The organism is Leeuwenhoekiella sp. NPDC079379, assembly GCF_044542075.1.
Taxonomy (GTDB): domain Bacteria; phylum Bacteroidota; class Bacteroidia; order Flavobacteriales; family Flavobacteriaceae; genus Leeuwenhoekiella.
Genome location: NZ_JBITTU010000012.1, coordinates 15,631 through 32,266, shown reverse-complemented (window position 1 = coordinate 32,266; position 16,636 = coordinate 15,631). Strand labels below are relative to the sequence as shown.

Here is a 16,636-nt window from a genome sequence, read left to right as displayed (position 1 = left end):
CTTATTTTTTATGTTCAGTTAAGAAGTTTACCACCGCTTGAATAACCTGCTCCGGCTGTTCCTCGTACATATAATGGCCGCTATCCAGAATTCCTATAACTTTTAAATCGTTTGCTACGTAAGGTAAAGCCATCTTCATATAAGTATAGCTTACATAACTGCCAATGCCTAATACGGGCATTTCCAGTTGCTGATAGGATTTGGAATCGTCTATATCTTTTGCAAAAGTCTGATACCAGGCATTAGATGCTCTAATGCTCTCGGGATCGTTATAAACGGCAGCATAAATTTCACGCTCAAATGAACTCATTTTCGTTTCATCGATCATCACGTATTCAAAAAGGTAATCAAGCAGGATTTGAAAACGTCCTTTCAATAATTTTTCGGGTAAGGCCTTAACCTGATTAAACGCCATCCACCAGGGGTAAGGCATGTTTGCATCCATCTTACCCGCAAAAGTACCTTCGGCCGGGATGAGTGGCATGTGCAGCATTCCCTCGCCTGGATGTGCACCATCTAATACGATAAGTTTATCACAAAATTCAGGATAGTTAAAAGCATAACTCATGGCTACCATTCCGCCTATGTCATGCCCCATTAGATTTACTTTACCTAAACCTAGATGCTTAACCAATGCAAAAATATCGGCTGCCATTGATTTTTTATCATAACCCAATTCAGGCTTCTCAGAGCTGCCCATTCCTCTAATGTCTACGACAAACACCTGAAATGATTGTGAGAGTTTCTGAGCAATAGGGTGGTAAGAATACCAGGTTTGGGGCCATCCGGGTAGGCAAATTAGCGGTTCTCCCTCACCACCCACGACATAGTGGAGTTTAATCCCGTTTACGGTAGCATAGTTGTTGACAAAGCCCATCCAATTTTTTATAAGCTCAGTATCCGCATATTGATTTTGAATATTCATCATTTGTAATTTTAAATTTTTACAAATGTATAGCGGTAAAATCCTGTAAAAACTACCAAATGGTAGGTAATGAACTACTTGATTTCTTTGCGGATTCTGCTCAGTGCATTAGGGGTTATACCCAGGATAGAGGCTAACTGTTTGACAGGTATTTTTTTTACAAAATCAGAATTTTTGAGTAGTTCGAGGTAGATCTGTTTGGCTGATAAGGTTTGGTAATTCAGGTTTTGATCTACTTGTCTGATACAAATTTCTTCCCAAATTTTTCTTCCGAACTCCTGCCATACCGAAAGCATCTTGTAGAGTTGATCCATTTCAACTTTACCGATTACCAAAAGTTCTGTATGTTCTATCGCTTCAATATTGAAACGGGAAGGGACCTGAGCGTGTAAACTCGATATCTCGGTAAAAAAGTCATTTTCAAAAAATACCCATGACGTATGTTGTTCCTCAAATGAACCGTAATGAAGTCGTAAGCCACCCGATTTTATAAAAAAGTATTGATTGGCAATTTGTCCTTCTCTCAATACAAGCGCCCCTTTTTTAACGGTTGTGTTTTTAAACTTTGAGAGCACTAAATTAAGTTCGGCTTCGCTAATATGAACTCGGGATTTTATAAAATGTGAAAACACCTCCATTAGTATTTCTTATATCTAAACTTAATAATTTGAAATGGGATTTTTATCCCTAAAGAACATTGATTAAACTATCCGATAATTCTTATAATTATTTTAGTTGCGAAGCTATCTCATTATATTTAATTACTGAAAGCATTGGTAACAAGTACTCAGAAATCTTTTATTTTTATCTGCATTTAATTCTTGTAAAAACAACTAGGGCTGTAGGGTAATATATGAATGGATTTTAGCCAATTGACTCCGACGATTGTGGTATGAAAGAGAGAAAGACACGAGTAAATAATGATTATTGAATGCAGTATTCAATAAGCTTGTAAAACAGACCTATGCCATTGCTAAATCAGGATTACCCAACGATGAAAATTATGTGTCTGTTCTACATAAAGGATAGCTCCAAGATGAAATAAGTGAAACAGTTAAGATCTGTAGTTACAGATTTTAGCAAAGGATACTTATGTCTCAAATTTAATATAGAAAAGAGTTGTTTTTTACCTCAGTTCTTTGTTGTAAAACGTATTCGTATTTTCCGTGTATTGGAATTTACCATTCTGGGATAGTTTTATTGATAATTACTATCCCAGCTTAACTTATATAACGGTGTTTTTTTGGAAGATATTAATACGATTATCGTCAATATCTAAGATCATAGTACAATAAAGACTGTCCTCAGCTAAATATCGTTCTTTCCATAGAAACTTGACTCCTTTTTGTTCAAGTTCGTTCGTTGTCACCCCTAAATCCTCAACATAAAATACTAATGCCTTTGAACCAATTACCGTAGGCGCTGCATCAGTTGTTGCATCTTTTCTAATTAACTCAATTGATTGATTATTTGAGTTTTCAATCATTTCAATTTTCATACCTGCTCCTTCCATAAAAGCCATTTCAATTTTTCCTTCCGGAGCCGGAATGGATTGTTTTGTTAATAATTTGAACCCTAAAATATTGCTATACCATTTCATTGATTCTTCAATGTTAGAGACTACAAACGCAATATTATAAAATGCTAGTGTATCTAATCCTTCTTTTGATTTTGTGCTATTCTCCATCTTTAATTTTTATATTTTGTTTTCGTCACAAAATTAGACTTTAACTTTGAAAAAGCAAGTTAAAACACTATTAACTTTTAATTTCGAAGTTAAAATGAGTTTATTATATTTGAAGAATGAAAATGAAATCACACTGTCCAATAAACTACTCTTTGGAACACTTTGGAGATAGGTGGTCTTTATTAATTATCAGAGATTTAATGTTTAATGGGAAAAGACACTATAATGAATTTTTAGAATCTGGAGAAAAGATTTCTACGAGTGTTTTAGGAGACCGATTGAAACACTTGGAGGAAGTAGGTATTATAAGTAAAGGAAAAGATAAAATTAAAAAGTCAAGAATTAAATACAGCCTCACAAAAAAAGGAATTAATATGCTCCCAATTATGCTAGATATGGTTTGTTGGAGTGGGCAATACGATAATAAAAGCGACGTTAATAATGTTTTTTTAGCTAAAATTAATACTGAAAGAGAGATGTTAATTCAATCGACCAGAGAGAAATTAGAGGGTGAACATTTGATGGATTAATAGTTCTCTATTGTTTGGAATAAAAAGCTTTATTATAAAATGATGATTTTATCCAAACTCTGACTAACTTTAAAAGAAGTTATTGATTATTTTTTAGTTAAATTTATCAATGGTCATCCACTTCTTAAAGCTTTTTCTTTTTTAAACTAGCTCAGGAAATTAACAGTTTTTTTCTTGTTTGCATAATGTTTTACAACGTTGATGTATAAGATTAGTGGCGTGTTTAGTCAACTAATTTAGTAAATAGATACTTGCCAGAGAAAATTCCGCAGGAATTTTCCAAGTAGGCTAAAACTAGCCATTAATTTTATACGGTGTGCCTGTTGCACAAGTTAGCAAAAAGCTAACATAGGGTTTATAATTAATTTAGAGAAGTGTTGTAATTTCATGGTATGCATGGAAAAAAAGTATATTAGGAGCAGTTGTTCAATAGTTTTCGGTTGAGTGAGCGCGTACCCTCCACAAATTTCTACCGGCGTTTAAAGGATGCGCTGAACCTGGATTTTCTCTATGAACTTACCCGTGACTTTTACGGCAGCAGTGGTTAAAAGAGCATAGATCCTGTTGTGTTTTTTAAACTGTGCTTAGTGGGCTATTTAGAAAACATCATTAGCGACCGGAAGTTAATAGATCATTGCAGTATGCGTCTGGATATCTTGTATTTTATAGGCTATGACATCGATGAAGAATTACCCTGGCATTTTACCATCAGTCGAACGCGACAGTTGTTCCCCGAAGATGTGTTTGAATCGGTTTTTACAAAAGTATTCAGCCTTTGTGTAGAAGCCGGAATGGTGAGTGGGCATACTCAAGCTATCGACAGCGCACCGGTAAAAGCCAATGCTTCGATGGACACTCTAGAACTTAAAGTACCTGAAGAGGAGTTAGAATCTCACCTGCGCAAGGTTCGCCACATCAGCGCGATGGACAAAGAGCAGCCTTTTCGTAAAAGTAAAGGCGATAAATCAGATAAAAACGAGCGCAGTATAACTGCTACTGAAAACGAACTTCAGGCCATTAGCACCCGCAACAAGCGCTGGAGCAAAGATCAGGACCATCGTCCGGGAGCAGGAAATAAGGGAAGTAAATACACCAGCAATAAAACGCACTATAGTCCTACCGATCCTGATGCACGCATCAGTGTCCCTGTCACCGACGAGCAAAAGCGAGAGAATGACATAAGTAAGGCCAGAAAGCTCAATTACCTAAGTCAGCTTAGTGTAGATACGGGTCATCACGTGATTACCGACATCAGAGCGTACCACGCAGATGGAAAAGATAACCAGCAACTGCCTGATATTGTAAAACGGTTAAAGCGTCGCTTGTGGCAGCAGGGTTTGGTGTGGGAGAATTGTGTAGCCGATACGGGTTATAGTAGTGGCGAGAACTATCCCTTTTTAGAAGCACAGGGCTTAAAGAGTTTTATACCTGCTCGCGGAACGTTTAAAGGCGGTCCCGATGGCTTTAAATATGTTGAGAAAGAAGATCATTACCTGTGTCCACAGGACAAGATCATCCCGTTTACCAAGGAGTTCAACGATTATAGAACGGGAACCCGAAAGAAAGAATACCGTGCCCGCAAGCACGTGTGTATTGATTGCCCCATACGTAGCAGCTGTCTGGGCAAAAGTGCACAGGAAAAGAAGTTTAGCGTGACTTATTAGAGAGCAGAATACCAGCGCAACATCGCCCGGGTAGAAAGCACTCAGGGCAGGTATATGAAAGGTAAGCGGCAAAGCACGGTAGAACCTGTCTTTGGAACCTTAACTCAGTATATGGGGCTAAGAAAAGTAAATACTATTGGATTAAAACAGGCTAACAAGTGTATACAGCTCTCCGCCATCGCCTACAACCTCAAAAAATACCTGAAGTTTATTGAAAAACGCACCAAAAGTGGGGCAGGGATGCTCGGCTTGTTTTTAAGGTTCACGATGACGTTAAATCAAGAGTATAAGTCCATTTTAAAGAGACTTCATTCTGCTAATTTACAAACGATATAAAACTAGAAAACCGCTTAAAAGTGGTTTAAATAAGTGATATTTTCTAAAAATTAAAGGCTTGTGCAACGGTTACCATTGTTGTGTGCTGGGTTTTTCTTATTGTCAGTTAAAGGATTGTCTAAATTTCAAAGGTGAAATATCTGTCTTTGTCTTGAAAAATTTGCTAAATGATTGCGAATGCTCAAAACCCAATTCATAAGCTATTTCGCTTACCGACAGATTGGATGTAGATAGTTTTTCTTTTGCTTTTTCTATGATTGTATTCTGAATATATTGTTGTGTGTTTAATCCTTTAAGCGAGCGTAACAAATCACTCAAATAGCGTTGTGATAGACCGAGTTTGTTGCTAATAAAAGTTACTGAAGGTAAACCTTTTTCCAATCCGTTTTTATCCTGAAAATACTCCTCTAAAATTTGATCCAGCGAACTTATAATTTCGTGGTTTACTTCTTTTCGGGTAATAAATTGGCGATTATAAAAACGCTTGCTATAACTTAACAACAAAGCCAATTGTGATACCAAAACCTCCTGACTAAATGGATCAATGTTTTCTCTGGATTCAGCGTTTATGGTTTGGAATAATTGCTCGACAATAACTTTTTCTTTGGACGATAAAAAAAGTGCCTCAGAAACATTATATGAGAAAAAGCCATAAGATTTAATATTACTGCACAACGGAAATTTGCGAATGAAATCAGGATGAAAATATAAAGCGTAGCCTTCATAACTTTCCAAATTTCCATAAGGTTTTACAATTTGACTGGGTTTTAAAAACGCCAGTCCACCTTCGTCAAAATCATAATAGTCCTGACCATATTTTATTTTTCCGCTGAAAGTATTTTTAAAAGAGACTTTATAAAAATCAATACATAATTTTTGTTCGCTGTTTATTTCCAGTTGCGGTGTTTTTTTATAATCTACTAATGTAAACAGTGGATGTTGTGGGGCGGGCAATCCTAAATAGCGCATTAATGCAGATATGCTTTTAAAATGTTTTATTTCTGAATTACTCGCTCCCATAACTTTAAAGGTAACTAATTATTAGTTTTGAACTGCTGGTCTAATCACAATATCCCCAATCTCTACTTCTTTCGGCTGACTAATAGCATAGATTACAGCATCTGCAATCGCATCGGGACTTATGGCAATTTCATCTCGACTTTTTAGAATAGCTGTTCGCATTTGGTCGTTTTTAATATTTTCAGCAAAATCGGTATTCACGAAGCCTGGGGAAATTCCTGTGATTCTTATAGTTCCATCAGACTCTTGCCTAAAAGCCTCAGAAATGGTCCTTACAGCATTTTTGGTTCCGGCATAAACACCCATTGTTGGGATTATTTTAAGCCCTGCCGTAGAAATGATATTTACGATGTGTCCGGATTCTTGTTTTTTAAACACGGGAATTGCGGCGGCCATTCCATATAAAATACCTTTCAGGTTCACATTGATCATTTGCTCCCAGCCTTCCACATCCAGTTCATCAATTTGGCTTAACTGACTAATCCCTGCATTATTAACTATTACATCCAGTCTTCTATATTCAGCTACGGCTTTTTCAACCAATTTATCCAAGTCTGCCTTATTTTTGACATCGGCAATAACATAACTTGCTTCTCCGTCACTTTCAATAATATTTTCTACAACCTCCTTTAATCTTTCTTCACGACGCGCAGCAAGAACTACTTTTGCCCCTTCGGCAGCCAGCTTTGTGGCAATGGATTTTCCAATTCCGCTACTTGCGCCTGTGATAGCAATTACTTTTTCTTTAAGATTCTGCATATTTTTCTTGTTTTAAGTATGTTGCAAAGTTCTTAATTGTCGTTTCGTAAAAAGTAGTCGGATTGGTATTCGTTGTAGTCAAATTGTTCTGGGGCGGCAGGTGAGTTTCTGTCTTATACTGAAATAGGTTGACCAGTTGCCGGTTTACTATTTGTTTTTATTGAATTACTAATATCGGTATTTTTCTGTACTGTCTGTAATTATGATTTTGATTACTGTGAGCAAAGTCTGGAGTTTTAAATTCCAGGCTGTAGTGCATTCGTTTTGAATTGTAGATTTTGACTGCTTTTTTATCCATTTTATGAGCCAGTTTTAGACTCACCATTGTTTTACCCAATCCAAATTCCTGTTTTAATATTCCGTTTATTAGTTCGGCTACGGCATTCTCATAGGGGTTGTATTGCTGAGTCATACTGATGCTGATCCCGCTTCTCTCCGCAAAGATAGTATAGGTAGGGTTGCAGGATGGGCAGTAGCTCAAAGCCCAATACTTAGGACTACGATCACCCAAAAACGTTTAAGAAAACGAGGTTTTGAGAGTATGCAGGAGTATTACCTTAAAGTAAAGTTTTGATTTAACGAACCGCCGTATACGAGACCCGTACGTACGGTGGTGTGAGAGGTGCACCGTGGGCTTACCGCTCACGGCCGCCTACTCGATTGGCAATAGTTATTTTTTTAATGTTATGTAGTATAGTCTTTCAAAATCATTAATGATAATTGTGTCTTTGCTCTTATATAAAATATTTACACCATTTCCATTGTTCGAATTTTTTGCTTTAAACTTTGTTGTTTCGTTATTTAATGAAAGTTCTACGTAATTATAGCCATAAGGAGTATAACCGCCTACATAATGATTTCCAGAGAATGAATTTCCTAAAGTAACTTTTCCAAATGATTTTGGACTTTTTTCTAAATTCCATATAGGTTTTAATTCATTCAGCTGTGTTTTTTCTAATACATCTTTAAATTCATTTGTGTGGTCATATCTTGTATATAAAGCGAATTCTTTGTTTTCATATTTTAAAACACTTACTTCATTCACTAATGGAAAAATCGAAATCAAATTTGAGTTTAATTTTTTAATTTTTTCAGATATTAATTTTTCTTCTTTTTGATAAATATCAGAAGTTAAACTATCTATATATTTATTAGTTTGATTTTTATAAACTAAATTTAACGAATCTCTAATTGAGACGCCTTCTCTAGATTTTAGAATTAAATTTACTATTTTCTCTTTTTTGAAATTGTCTTGAATGGAGAATTTATAAACTTCATTTAATTCAGTTTTTTCTTTTGGTTTTAAAAAGTAAATATTTCCATCTTTACTAATATAACTATGCACATAAGCAGAAGGTTTATTTAACTGTTTAATTTTATTAAATTTTCTATCTAAAATTATCCAATCACCATTTTCATTATTTGCGAATACATTTTTTTGGTTGTATTTAATATTTGTTAAATAAAAAGGAAATTCCTTTATGGAAATTTTATTGTTTGTATGCTTAGGAAAAATAGGGATTTCAGGATGTCTATCTTCTTCTGTTTTCTGATATCCACAAGAATTAAATATTAAAACAAATATTAGAAATGTTATTCTTAGAGTGTGATTCATTTTTTAGATTATTGCCAACGGTTATACATTGTGCCTGTTGCACAAGTTAGCAAAAAGCTAACATAGGGTTTATAATTAATTTAGAGAAGTGTTGTAATTTCATGGTATGCAAGGAAAAAAAGTATATCAAGAGCAGTTGTTCAATAGTTTTCGGTTGAGTGAGCGCGTACCCTCCACAAATTTCTACCGGCGTTTAAAGGATGCGCTGAACCTGGATTTTCTCTATGAACTTACCCGTGACTTTTACGGCAGCAGTGGTCAAAAGAGTATAGATCCTGTTGTGTTTTTTAAGCTCTGCTTAGTGGGCTATTTAGAGAACATTATAAGTGACCGCAAGCTTATTGAACATTGCAGTATGCGGCTTGACATCCTATATTTTATAGGTTACGATATTGATGAAGAATTGCCCTGGCATTCTACCATCAGTCGAACGCGACAGTTGTTTCCTGAAGATGTCTTTGAATCGGTTTTTACAAAAGTATTCAGCCTTTGTGTAGAAGCCGGAATGGTGAGTGGGCATACTCAAGCTATCGACAGCGCACCGGTAAAAGCCAATGCTTCGATGGACACTCTAGAACTTAAAGTACCTGAAGAGGAGTTAGAATCTCACCTGTGCAAGATTCGCCACATCAGCGCGATGGACAAAGAGCAGCCGTTTCGTAAGAGTAAAGGCGATAAATCAGATAAAAACCAGCGCGGCATAACTGCCAATGAGCAGGAACTGAATGCTATTACTACCCGTAACAAGCGCTGGAGCAAAGATCAGGATCAGCGTCCGGGAGCAGGAAATAAAGGCAGCAAATACACCAGCAACAAAACCCACTATAGTCCTACCGATCCTGATGCACGCATCAGTGTCCCTGTCACCGACGAGCAAAAGCGAGAGGATGACATAAGTAAGGCCAGAAAGCTCAATTACTTAAGTCAGCTTAGTGTAGATACGGGTCATCATGTGATTACAGACATCAGAGCCTACCACGCAGATGGAAAAGATAACCAGCAACTGCCCGATATTGTAAAACGGTTAAAGCGACGCTTGTGGCAGCAGGGTTTGGTGTGGGAGAATTGTGTAGCCGATACGGGTTATAGCTCCGGAGAGAACTACGCATTTTTAGAGCGTCAGGGAATCAAGAGTTTTATACCTGCACACGGAACGTTTAAAGGCGGTCCAGACAATTTTACCTACGTTGAAAACGAAGATCATTACCTGTGCCCACAGGGCAAGATAATCCCGTTTACCAAAGAGTTCAACGATTATAGAACGGGAACCCGAAAGAAAGAATACCGTGCCCGCAAGCACGTGTGTATTGATTGCCCAATACGCAGGAGTTGCCTGGGCAAAAGTGCTCAGGAAAAGAAATTTAGCGTGACCTATTACAGAGCAGAATACCAGCGCAACATCGCCCGTGTAGAAAGCCCACAGGGCAGGTATATGAAAGGTAAGCGGCAAAGCACGGTAGAACCTGTCTTTGGAACCTTAACTCAGTTTATGGGGCTAAGAAAAGTAAATACTATTGGATTAAAACAGGCTAACAAATGCATGCAGCTCTCGGCCATCGCCTATAACCTCAAAAAATACCTGAAGTTTATTGAAAAACGCACCAAAAGTGGGGCAGGGATGCTCGTTTTGTTTTTAAAGTTCACAATGACGTTAAATCAAGAGTATAAGTCCATTTTAAAGAGGCTTCATTCTGCTAATTTACAAACGATATAAAACTAGAAAACCGCTTAAGAGCGGTTTAAATAAGTGATATTTTCTAAGAATTAAAGGCTTGTGCAACGGTTACCGTTGTTGCCCACAGTATTTTTTCGTCAGTTTTGCATTTTCATTGGTTGTATTCCTACAATCTTGTTTTTATCATCGAAAATTACCTTAATCATTTCTTTTGGTGGACTGTTTTGGTCGTCATTATATTTATATTGAAGCATTGCGAACGCTTTACCGTTCATAGCCATTTGAATTCCGCTGTATACCAATTCAAGTTCTCTGTCAAAATCAATTCCAGATATTAGTGCTTTGAGTTGTTCGTCCGTCACTTGGTCAATTATAATTACCGATAAGTAACTTTTTGAGTTGGTAAAACTCTTATCATTTAACGAGGCAATAAATTTTCTAGAAATTTTATTTAAACTATCAAGGCGTTCTTCAGTTAATTCAGGCGTAATTCGTTCTTCCTTTTTTGTGTTTCTTACGTAAAGTCGAATTCTATGAGTTGGGGAAGTTGTAACCATTCCACGCTTTTCATAGTAATTTGAAATATTAGCGTACATTTCAATTTCCGTACTGTCATTTGGAAACCATTTTACATTTTTTTTCAATCCGCCTTTTATATCATCGTTGGCAATTCTTAAGTCAGATAAATCGCCTTCCGAAACAGGTTCTCCATAAGTATCCACAATCATTTTCTCTAATTCGTTGAATTTACGAATAAGAGCCTTTTGATATTTCTTTGATTTTTTGTCATTCGTATTTGCTTTCAAAGTCAATAAACTCTCGTCCCATTCATAAAGGATATACGACATTGTACTGTCTTTTTTCTTGAAATAATAATGTGCAACTAAATCGGAAATAATCTTTTGTTCACGCTTAAATTTTATCGGTTGCGCATTATCAGCAGAAACGTGATTTCGGATATTCGGAATTTGTTCACTTCCTAAATTCCGCTCCATTTCAAGATATTCACTTAGTGTTGTATTGTGAATATCAAAATTAAATTTTTGTCCGTAAACAGCAATTCCAATTAATATAAAACCAAGTGTTAATGTCTGTCTCAAAGTTTTTTTCATATTGTGGGCAACGTGATTGTATAAGATTAGTGGCGTGTTTAAGCACCTAATTTAGCAAATACAAACCGAATAGAAAATCCGCGAGGATTTTCGTAAGTAGACTTGTACTAGCAATTAATTTTATACGGTGTTGCCATACGTTTTTTTAGTCCACGCTTTGAATTTGATTAGTTTGGCGGTGGAGGTGGAGGTGGAATTTGCTTAAAATAATCGAAAATAAACCTTAACTGAAGTGTGTCTTTTACTTCGCTATTAACCTCGTCAAATATTCGTGTTAGATTTATTAAACTTTTTTTTAAGTCGTATGCAGTTTTGTTGGTGTCTAAGGTAATTTCGACACCAGCCTGTTCTGGGGAATCAGGATAACGAAAATTTTTGCCATTGTTTGTATAGTGTCGTTTGAGCACCCATTTTAGTGCGCTTATTGGATATCCATCATCAATGAGGATTGAATCGGATGTAATACTTAAAATACTTCGTTCTTTGATTAATCCGTTACCACGAACGTAAGGTATTATTTTTTTTAAAATCCGACCATCTTTAAATTCTATAATTGACCTTGTATCGTGGTATTGATTTTTGCTAATCCAATTGGTAATATTTTTAAAATCCATATTTGATTTGTCCAAGTCCATTCTTTCAATCGAATCTTGTGGTGAAATCGGATATGTTGGATAAAATCGAATTTCGGTTGTCTTTCCTTGACAACTGATTATTAAAAGGATTATTGATATGAGTAAGATTTTTTTCAAAATGTATGGCTAACGGTCTCGTATAACCGTCAGTTACGGGTTAATATGCGTTAATATTCGGTTTAGCACAGACGTTAGCAATTCCGAGTGGATTCGGACGTAGTCGAATCCGCCGTAATTGCGGTTATACATTGTGCCTGTTGCACAAGTTAGCAAAAAGCTAACATAGGGTTTATAATTAATTTAGAGAAGTGTTGTAATTTCATGGTATGCAGGGAAAAAAAGTATATCAAGAGCAGTTATTCAACAGTTTTCGGTTGAGTGAACGGGTGCCGGCCACAAATTTCTACCGGTGTTTAAAGGATGCGCTGAACCTGGATTTTCTCTATGAACTTACCCGTGACTTTTACGGCAGCAGTGGTTAAAAGAGCATAGATCCTGTTGTGTTTTTTAAACTGTGCTTAGTGGGCTATTTAGAAAACATCATTAGCGACCGGAAGTTAATAGATCATTGCAGTATGCGGCTGGATATCCTATATTTTATAGGTTACGATATTGATGAAGAATTGCCCTGGCATTCTACCATCAGTCGAACGCGGCAGTTGTTTCCTGAAGATGTCTTTGAATCGGTTTTCACAAAAGTATTCAGCCTTTGTGTAGAAGCCGGAATGGTGAGTGGGCATACTCAGGCTATCGACAGCGCACCGGTAAAAGCCAATGCTTCGGTGGACACTCTGGAACTTAAAGTACCTGAGGAAGAATTAGAATCTCACCTGCGCAAGGTTGCCACATCAGCGCGATGGACAAAGAGCAGCCTTTTCGTAAAAGTAAAGATGATAAATCAGATAAAAACCAGCGTAGCATAACAGCCAGCGAAGAAGAATTAAAAGCCATTAGCACCCGCAACTAGCGCTGGAGCAAAGATCAGGATCAGCGTCCGGGAGCAGGAAATAAAGGCAGCAAATACACCAGCAACAAAACGCATTATAGTCCTACCGATCCTGATGCACGCATCAGTGTCCCTGTCACCGACGAGCAAAAGCGAGAGGATGACATAAGTAAGGCCAGAAAGCTCAATTACCTGAGTCAGCTTAGTGTAGATACGGGTCATCACGTGATTACAGACATCAGGGCCTATCACGCTGACGGTAAGGATAACCAGCAACTGCCCGATATTGTAAAACGGTTAAAGCGTCGCTTGTGGCAGCAGGGTTTGGTATGGGAGAATTGTGTAGCTGATACGGGTTATAGCTCCGGAGAGAACTACGCATTTTTAGAACGTCAGTGAATCAAGAGTTTTATACCTGCTCACGGAACGTTTAAAGGCGGTCCCGATGGCTTTGAGTATGTTGAAAACGAAGATTATTACCTGTGCCCACAGGGCAAGATAATCCCGTTTACCAAAGAGTTCAACGATTATAGAACTGGAACCCGAAAAAAGGAATACCGTGCCCGCAAGCACGTGTGTATTGATTGCCCAATACGCAGGAGCTGTCTGGGCAAAAGCGCACAGGAAAAGAAGTTTAGTGTTACTTACTACTGCGCAGAGTATCAGCGTAATATCGCCCGGGTAGAAAGCACTCAGGGCAGGTATATGAAAGGCAAACGACAAAGCACGGTAGAGCCCGTCTTTGGAACCTTAACTCAGTTTATGGGGCTAAGGAAGGTAAATACCATTGGATTAAATCAGGCCAACAAATGTATACAGCTCTCCGCCATCGCTTACAACCTCAAAAAATACCTGAAGTTTATTGAAAAACGCACCAAAAGTGGGGCAGGTATGCTCGACTTGTTTTTAGAACTCAAAACCGCATTAAAGGAAGCCTATAGATCTCTTTTGAGGATCCTAATTTTTTCTGTTATGAGAATGGCCCAAAACTAAAAAACCGCTATAAAGCGGTTTAAATATGTGAGATTTTCTGAGAATTAGAGGCTTGTGCAACGGTTACCGTTGTTGGCAGCTGGGCTTTTTTACGTCATTATTCGTTTTCAAAAAATCGCTTGTTCGTTGTTGAAATTACATTTTCTATTCCATCTTTTCTCAGCCATTCATATTCTACTGTTGATAGTTTGCCAGCTGTGTAGTGTAATTTCTTTTTGTTATCTGTCGCAGCTTTGAAAACTACATTGGCAATGTTTTCAGGTGTATCTTTTTTTGCATTTGAATCTGCTTTCATTGCCGTGATGTATTGATTAAAAACTTCCTGATAATTTTGATGAGAAACCATTTGTGCATTATTTCCAAAGCTAGTTTGCATATAAGCAGGAACAATTGTTTTGATATTGATTCCAAACTCATTTAGTTCGTAGCTCATTCCTTCCGTCCACGTTTCCAATGCTGATTTTGTTGCTGCATAAACTGCTACAAACGGATAAGGAATATTAGCGGTTGAAGATGTAACAGTAATAATCGTACCTCCTTTTCTTGCTCTGAAGTAAGGAAGAAATGATTTTGTAACGAGTATTGTTCCTAAGAAATTAGTGTTGATCTGTCTTGTTAATTGTTCATCGCTAGTCCCCTCAAAAGCTCCCATAAGTCCATACGCTGCATTATTGAATAATACATCTACAGGACTTAATTTTTCCGCTTCAGAAGCTACTTGAGCAATTTGCTTGGCATTATTGATGTCCAACTTCAAAAGATGAATGTTTGGTAACTCAGTAAGTTCTGTTTCTTTTTCGGGATTACGCATTGTAGCAATTACCGTCCAACCATTTGCCGCAAATAATTTGGCAGTTGCTTTTCCTAATCCTGATGATGCGCCTGTAATAAAAATTGTTTTGTCCATTTTCTTCATGTTTTAATATAAATTGATGGTACAAAAGTGCACAGATTAAAAATGAACCTGTTTACCATATGGTAAAATCAGTTTAGCGAATATTTTTTCTTATTCTACTCAACGACTGTTGTGTGATTCCCAAATATGAAGCGATGTATGATAAGGGAATGCGATTGACAAGTGTTGGATATTTTTCCATAAATTCTAGATAACGTGTGGTTGCATCTTGCGAAACTAACGGACTTACGCGTTCCAATTTTTGCGCAAGTGATTTATTCGTAATCTTTTGTATAATATATTCCCAATCAATTATAGTATCGGAAATTTCTTTCCAACTTTTGTTAGAAAATACAAGGAGCTTACAATCTGTTGCAGCCTGTATATATTCCGTTGAAGGAGCATTGTTTAAGTTGAAAAGAAGATGGTTTTCTTCAATAAAAATTTTAGTGATTTCTTCACCTTTGTTGTTGTAATAACAAATACGAAGAATACCATCAATAATAAAACCGACCTGTTTTAAAACTTTACCTGCTTCTGCAAAATAGTCATCTTTGATAAGTTCAATTTCTTTTGCTTTGCTTGTAATCAAGTCAATTTGCTGTTTATTCAAATTACCATATCGTAATATGTATTCTATAAATTCTTTCATTATTGTAAAGTAAGCCATTGCTTTTTTATGTCATTTACCATTTGGTAAAAATATCTTTTGCTGTCAGTTACATACGATCTTACCTTATATTAAAACCTGTAGTTTTAGGTTTTAATAAATACGTTAAATAGAAAAGCCGAAAGATTATTTAGAAATAGGATTGAAACAACTATAAAGTTTAAATCTTTTCAGCCGTTTGCTATTTCAAATATTTCTTCATAAAGGCTCTCATTTTGGCAATGATTTTTTCGCCATCTTCTTCTAAAGCAAAATGTCCTGTATCATAAATATTATAGTCAATAGTTTTTACATCTTTTTTAAATGCCCGGGCACCCTGTTCCGGAAAATATTCGTCATTTTTTCCCCATACGATAAGCAATGGCGGTTGATGCTCTCGTAAATACTTCTGCCATAAAGGATAGTGCTTAATATTATCCTGGTAATCATACCATAAATCTAAATTAACCTTATGAGCATTGGGTCTTGACATTCTAAGGTAATCTAAATGCCAGGTGTCAGGATTTACGTTTGCTGGATTTCTTGTTCCGTGGGTATATTGCCATTTTAAACCATCTAAAGTAAAGGCAGGTAACAATGCTTTTTCGGTTATTTCATTTCTATCGACCCAGAAATTTCTAATGAGTTCCCAGCCTTTTCCAAGTCCCTCCTCATAGGCATTACCATTTTGATTAATAATAGCCGTAATGCGTTCAGGATGTTTAACCGCAATTCTAAACCCAATGGGAGCACCATAATCCTGCATCATAATAGCATAAGTATCTAATCCCTTTTTTTTCAAAAAGGAATCCATTGTATTGGCGATATTCTCAAAAGTGTATGTATATACTTCTGGAGCAGGAAAATCACTGTTTCCATAACCTGGATAATCTGGTGCAATTAAATAATACTCGTCTGATAATGCATTGAGTACTTTTCGGTATTGGTGTGATGACGAAGGATAGCCATGCAATAAAACCATTGTGGGATTCTCTGGGTTTCCGGCTTCTCGATATGCTATGTTGATACCATCAACTTCTATTGTTTTAAATTTTGTCATTTTCATAGGAAGTGTTTTTTGATATTTTATAGTGGTTTGAACTATGTTGCTTTCCTTTTTAGATTCTTCACACCCAAAAAGAAACAGTACTGCACTTAAAAATATGGAGATTACTTTTTTCATGTATGCTTAGTT

19 protein-coding genes and 1 pseudogene are annotated in these 16,636 nt (G+C 36.6%); 8 read left to right on the top strand and 12 right to left on the bottom strand.

The genetic code is table 11. The features are described 5' to 3' along the window. Window position 1: 1 nt before the first annotated feature. The 3 genes from ACIGAM_RS17015 to ACIGAM_RS17005 form a co-directional block, all read right to left on the bottom strand. A complete protein-coding gene (locus tag ACIGAM_RS17015; RefSeq protein ID WP_396512673.1) occupies window positions 2-877 on the bottom strand; it encodes an alpha/beta fold hydrolase in 876 nt (291 codons plus the stop codon). A 122-nt stretch (window positions 878-999) separates the two neighbouring features. Next, entirely contained in the window at window positions 1,000-1,563 is a 564-nt protein-coding gene (locus ACIGAM_RS17010) for a Crp/Fnr family transcriptional regulator (protein ID WP_396512672.1), read from the bottom strand. 587 nt (window positions 1,564-2,150) lie between these two features. Continuing rightward, window positions 2,151-2,612 (bottom strand): VOC family protein, encoded by a 462-nt coding sequence (locus ACIGAM_RS17005; RefSeq protein WP_396512671.1) that lies wholly within the window; start codon window positions 2,610-2,612, stop codon window positions 2,151-2,153. 116 nt (window positions 2,613-2,728) lie between these two features. Here ACIGAM_RS17005 and ACIGAM_RS17000 point away from each other — a divergent pair, with 116 nt between their 5' ends. The 4 genes and pseudogenes from ACIGAM_RS17000 to ACIGAM_RS16985 all read left to right on the top strand — a co-directional run bounded on the left by ACIGAM_RS17000 (window position 2,729) and on the right by ACIGAM_RS16985 (window position 5,142). Beyond that, window positions 2,729-3,142, top strand: coding sequence for a winged helix-turn-helix transcriptional regulator (locus tag ACIGAM_RS17000; protein ID WP_396512670.1), 414 nt, complete (start codon window positions 2,729-2,731; stop codon window positions 3,140-3,142). A gap of 566 nt (window positions 3,143-3,708) precedes the next feature. Further along, window positions 3,709-3,849 (top strand): annotated as a pseudogene (locus tag ACIGAM_RS16995) (transposase); the annotation flags it as partial. A gap of 216 nt (window positions 3,850-4,065) precedes the next feature. Then, complete coding sequence (locus ACIGAM_RS16990) at window positions 4,066-4,806, top strand: transposase (protein WP_396512718.1); 741 nt, start codon at window positions 4,066-4,068, stop codon at window positions 4,804-4,806. 54 nt (window positions 4,807-4,860) lie between these two features. Further along, window positions 4,861-5,142 (top strand): transposase, encoded by a 282-nt coding sequence (locus ACIGAM_RS16985; protein WP_396512669.1) that lies wholly within the window; start codon window positions 4,861-4,863, stop codon window positions 5,140-5,142. A 102-nt stretch (window positions 5,143-5,244) separates the two neighbouring features. Here the strand turns inward: ACIGAM_RS16985 and ACIGAM_RS16980 are convergent, their stop codons facing one another. The 4 genes from ACIGAM_RS16980 to ACIGAM_RS16965 all read right to left on the bottom strand — a co-directional run bounded on the left by ACIGAM_RS16980 (window position 5,245) and on the right by ACIGAM_RS16965 (window position 8,536). Beyond that, a complete protein-coding gene (locus ACIGAM_RS16980) occupies window positions 5,245-6,111 on the bottom strand; it encodes a helix-turn-helix domain-containing protein (protein WP_396512668.1) in 867 nt (288 codons plus the stop codon). 72 nt (window positions 6,112-6,183) lie between these two features. Beyond that, a complete protein-coding gene (locus tag ACIGAM_RS16975; RefSeq protein WP_396512667.1) occupies window positions 6,184-6,921 on the bottom strand; it encodes an SDR family oxidoreductase in 738 nt (245 codons plus the stop codon). A gap of 157 nt (window positions 6,922-7,078) precedes the next feature. Continuing rightward, a complete protein-coding gene (locus ACIGAM_RS16970; RefSeq protein ID WP_396512717.1) occupies window positions 7,079-7,402 on the bottom strand; it encodes an integrase core domain-containing protein in 324 nt (107 codons plus the stop codon). A gap of 189 nt (window positions 7,403-7,591) precedes the next feature. Next, entirely contained in the window at window positions 7,592-8,536 is a 945-nt protein-coding gene (locus ACIGAM_RS16965) for a hypothetical protein (protein WP_396512666.1), read from the bottom strand. Window positions 8,537-8,642: 106 nt separating this feature from the next. Here ACIGAM_RS16965 and ACIGAM_RS16960 point away from each other — a divergent pair, with 106 nt between their 5' ends. Beyond that, complete coding sequence (locus ACIGAM_RS16960) at window positions 8,643-10,250, top strand: IS1182 family transposase (RefSeq protein WP_396512665.1); 1,608 nt, start codon at window positions 8,643-8,645, stop codon at window positions 10,248-10,250. Window positions 10,251-10,348: 98 nt separating this feature from the next. On the opposite strand, the gene ACIGAM_RS16955 is transcribed toward ACIGAM_RS16960, so the two are convergent. Together ACIGAM_RS16955 and ACIGAM_RS16950 are read right to left on the bottom strand one after the other, a co-directional pair. After that, entirely contained in the window at window positions 10,349-11,323 is a 975-nt protein-coding gene (locus ACIGAM_RS16955) for a hypothetical protein (protein ID WP_396512664.1), read from the bottom strand. A gap of 167 nt (window positions 11,324-11,490) precedes the next feature. Next, complete coding sequence (locus ACIGAM_RS16950; protein WP_396512663.1) at window positions 11,491-12,075, bottom strand: hypothetical protein; 585 nt, start codon at window positions 12,073-12,075, stop codon at window positions 11,491-11,493. A gap of 404 nt (window positions 12,076-12,479) precedes the next feature. Between ACIGAM_RS16950 and ACIGAM_RS16945 the strand changes: the two genes are divergently transcribed. From ACIGAM_RS16945 to ACIGAM_RS16935, 3 genes are all read left to right on the top strand, one after another. Continuing rightward, on the top strand, window positions 12,480-12,881 hold the full coding sequence (locus ACIGAM_RS16945) for a transposase (protein ID WP_396512662.1): 402 nt from the start codon (window positions 12,480-12,482) through the stop codon (window positions 12,879-12,881). A gap of 146 nt (window positions 12,882-13,027) precedes the next feature. Then, a complete protein-coding gene (locus tag ACIGAM_RS16940) occupies window positions 13,028-13,303 on the top strand; it encodes a transposase (protein ID WP_396512716.1) in 276 nt (91 codons plus the stop codon). Further along, complete coding sequence (locus ACIGAM_RS16935; RefSeq protein ID WP_396512715.1) at window positions 13,304-13,897, top strand: transposase; 594 nt, start codon at window positions 13,304-13,306, stop codon at window positions 13,895-13,897. A 97-nt stretch (window positions 13,898-13,994) separates the two neighbouring features. Here ACIGAM_RS16935 and ACIGAM_RS16930 read toward each other — a convergent pair whose 3' ends face one another. The 3 genes from ACIGAM_RS16930 to ACIGAM_RS16920 form a co-directional block, all read right to left on the bottom strand. Beyond that, complete coding sequence (locus ACIGAM_RS16930; RefSeq protein ID WP_396512661.1) at window positions 13,995-14,804, bottom strand: SDR family oxidoreductase; 810 nt, start codon at window positions 14,802-14,804, stop codon at window positions 13,995-13,997. A gap of 82 nt (window positions 14,805-14,886) precedes the next feature. Further along, window positions 14,887-15,444: a Crp/Fnr family transcriptional regulator gene (locus ACIGAM_RS16925; protein WP_396512660.1), complete on the bottom strand. Its 558-nt coding sequence runs from the start codon at window positions 15,442-15,444 to the stop codon at window positions 14,887-14,889. A gap of 199 nt (window positions 15,445-15,643) precedes the next feature. Then, entirely contained in the window at window positions 15,644-16,624 is a 981-nt protein-coding gene (locus ACIGAM_RS16920) for an alpha/beta fold hydrolase (protein ID WP_396512659.1), read from the bottom strand. Window positions 16,625-16,636 lie beyond the last annotated feature (12 nt).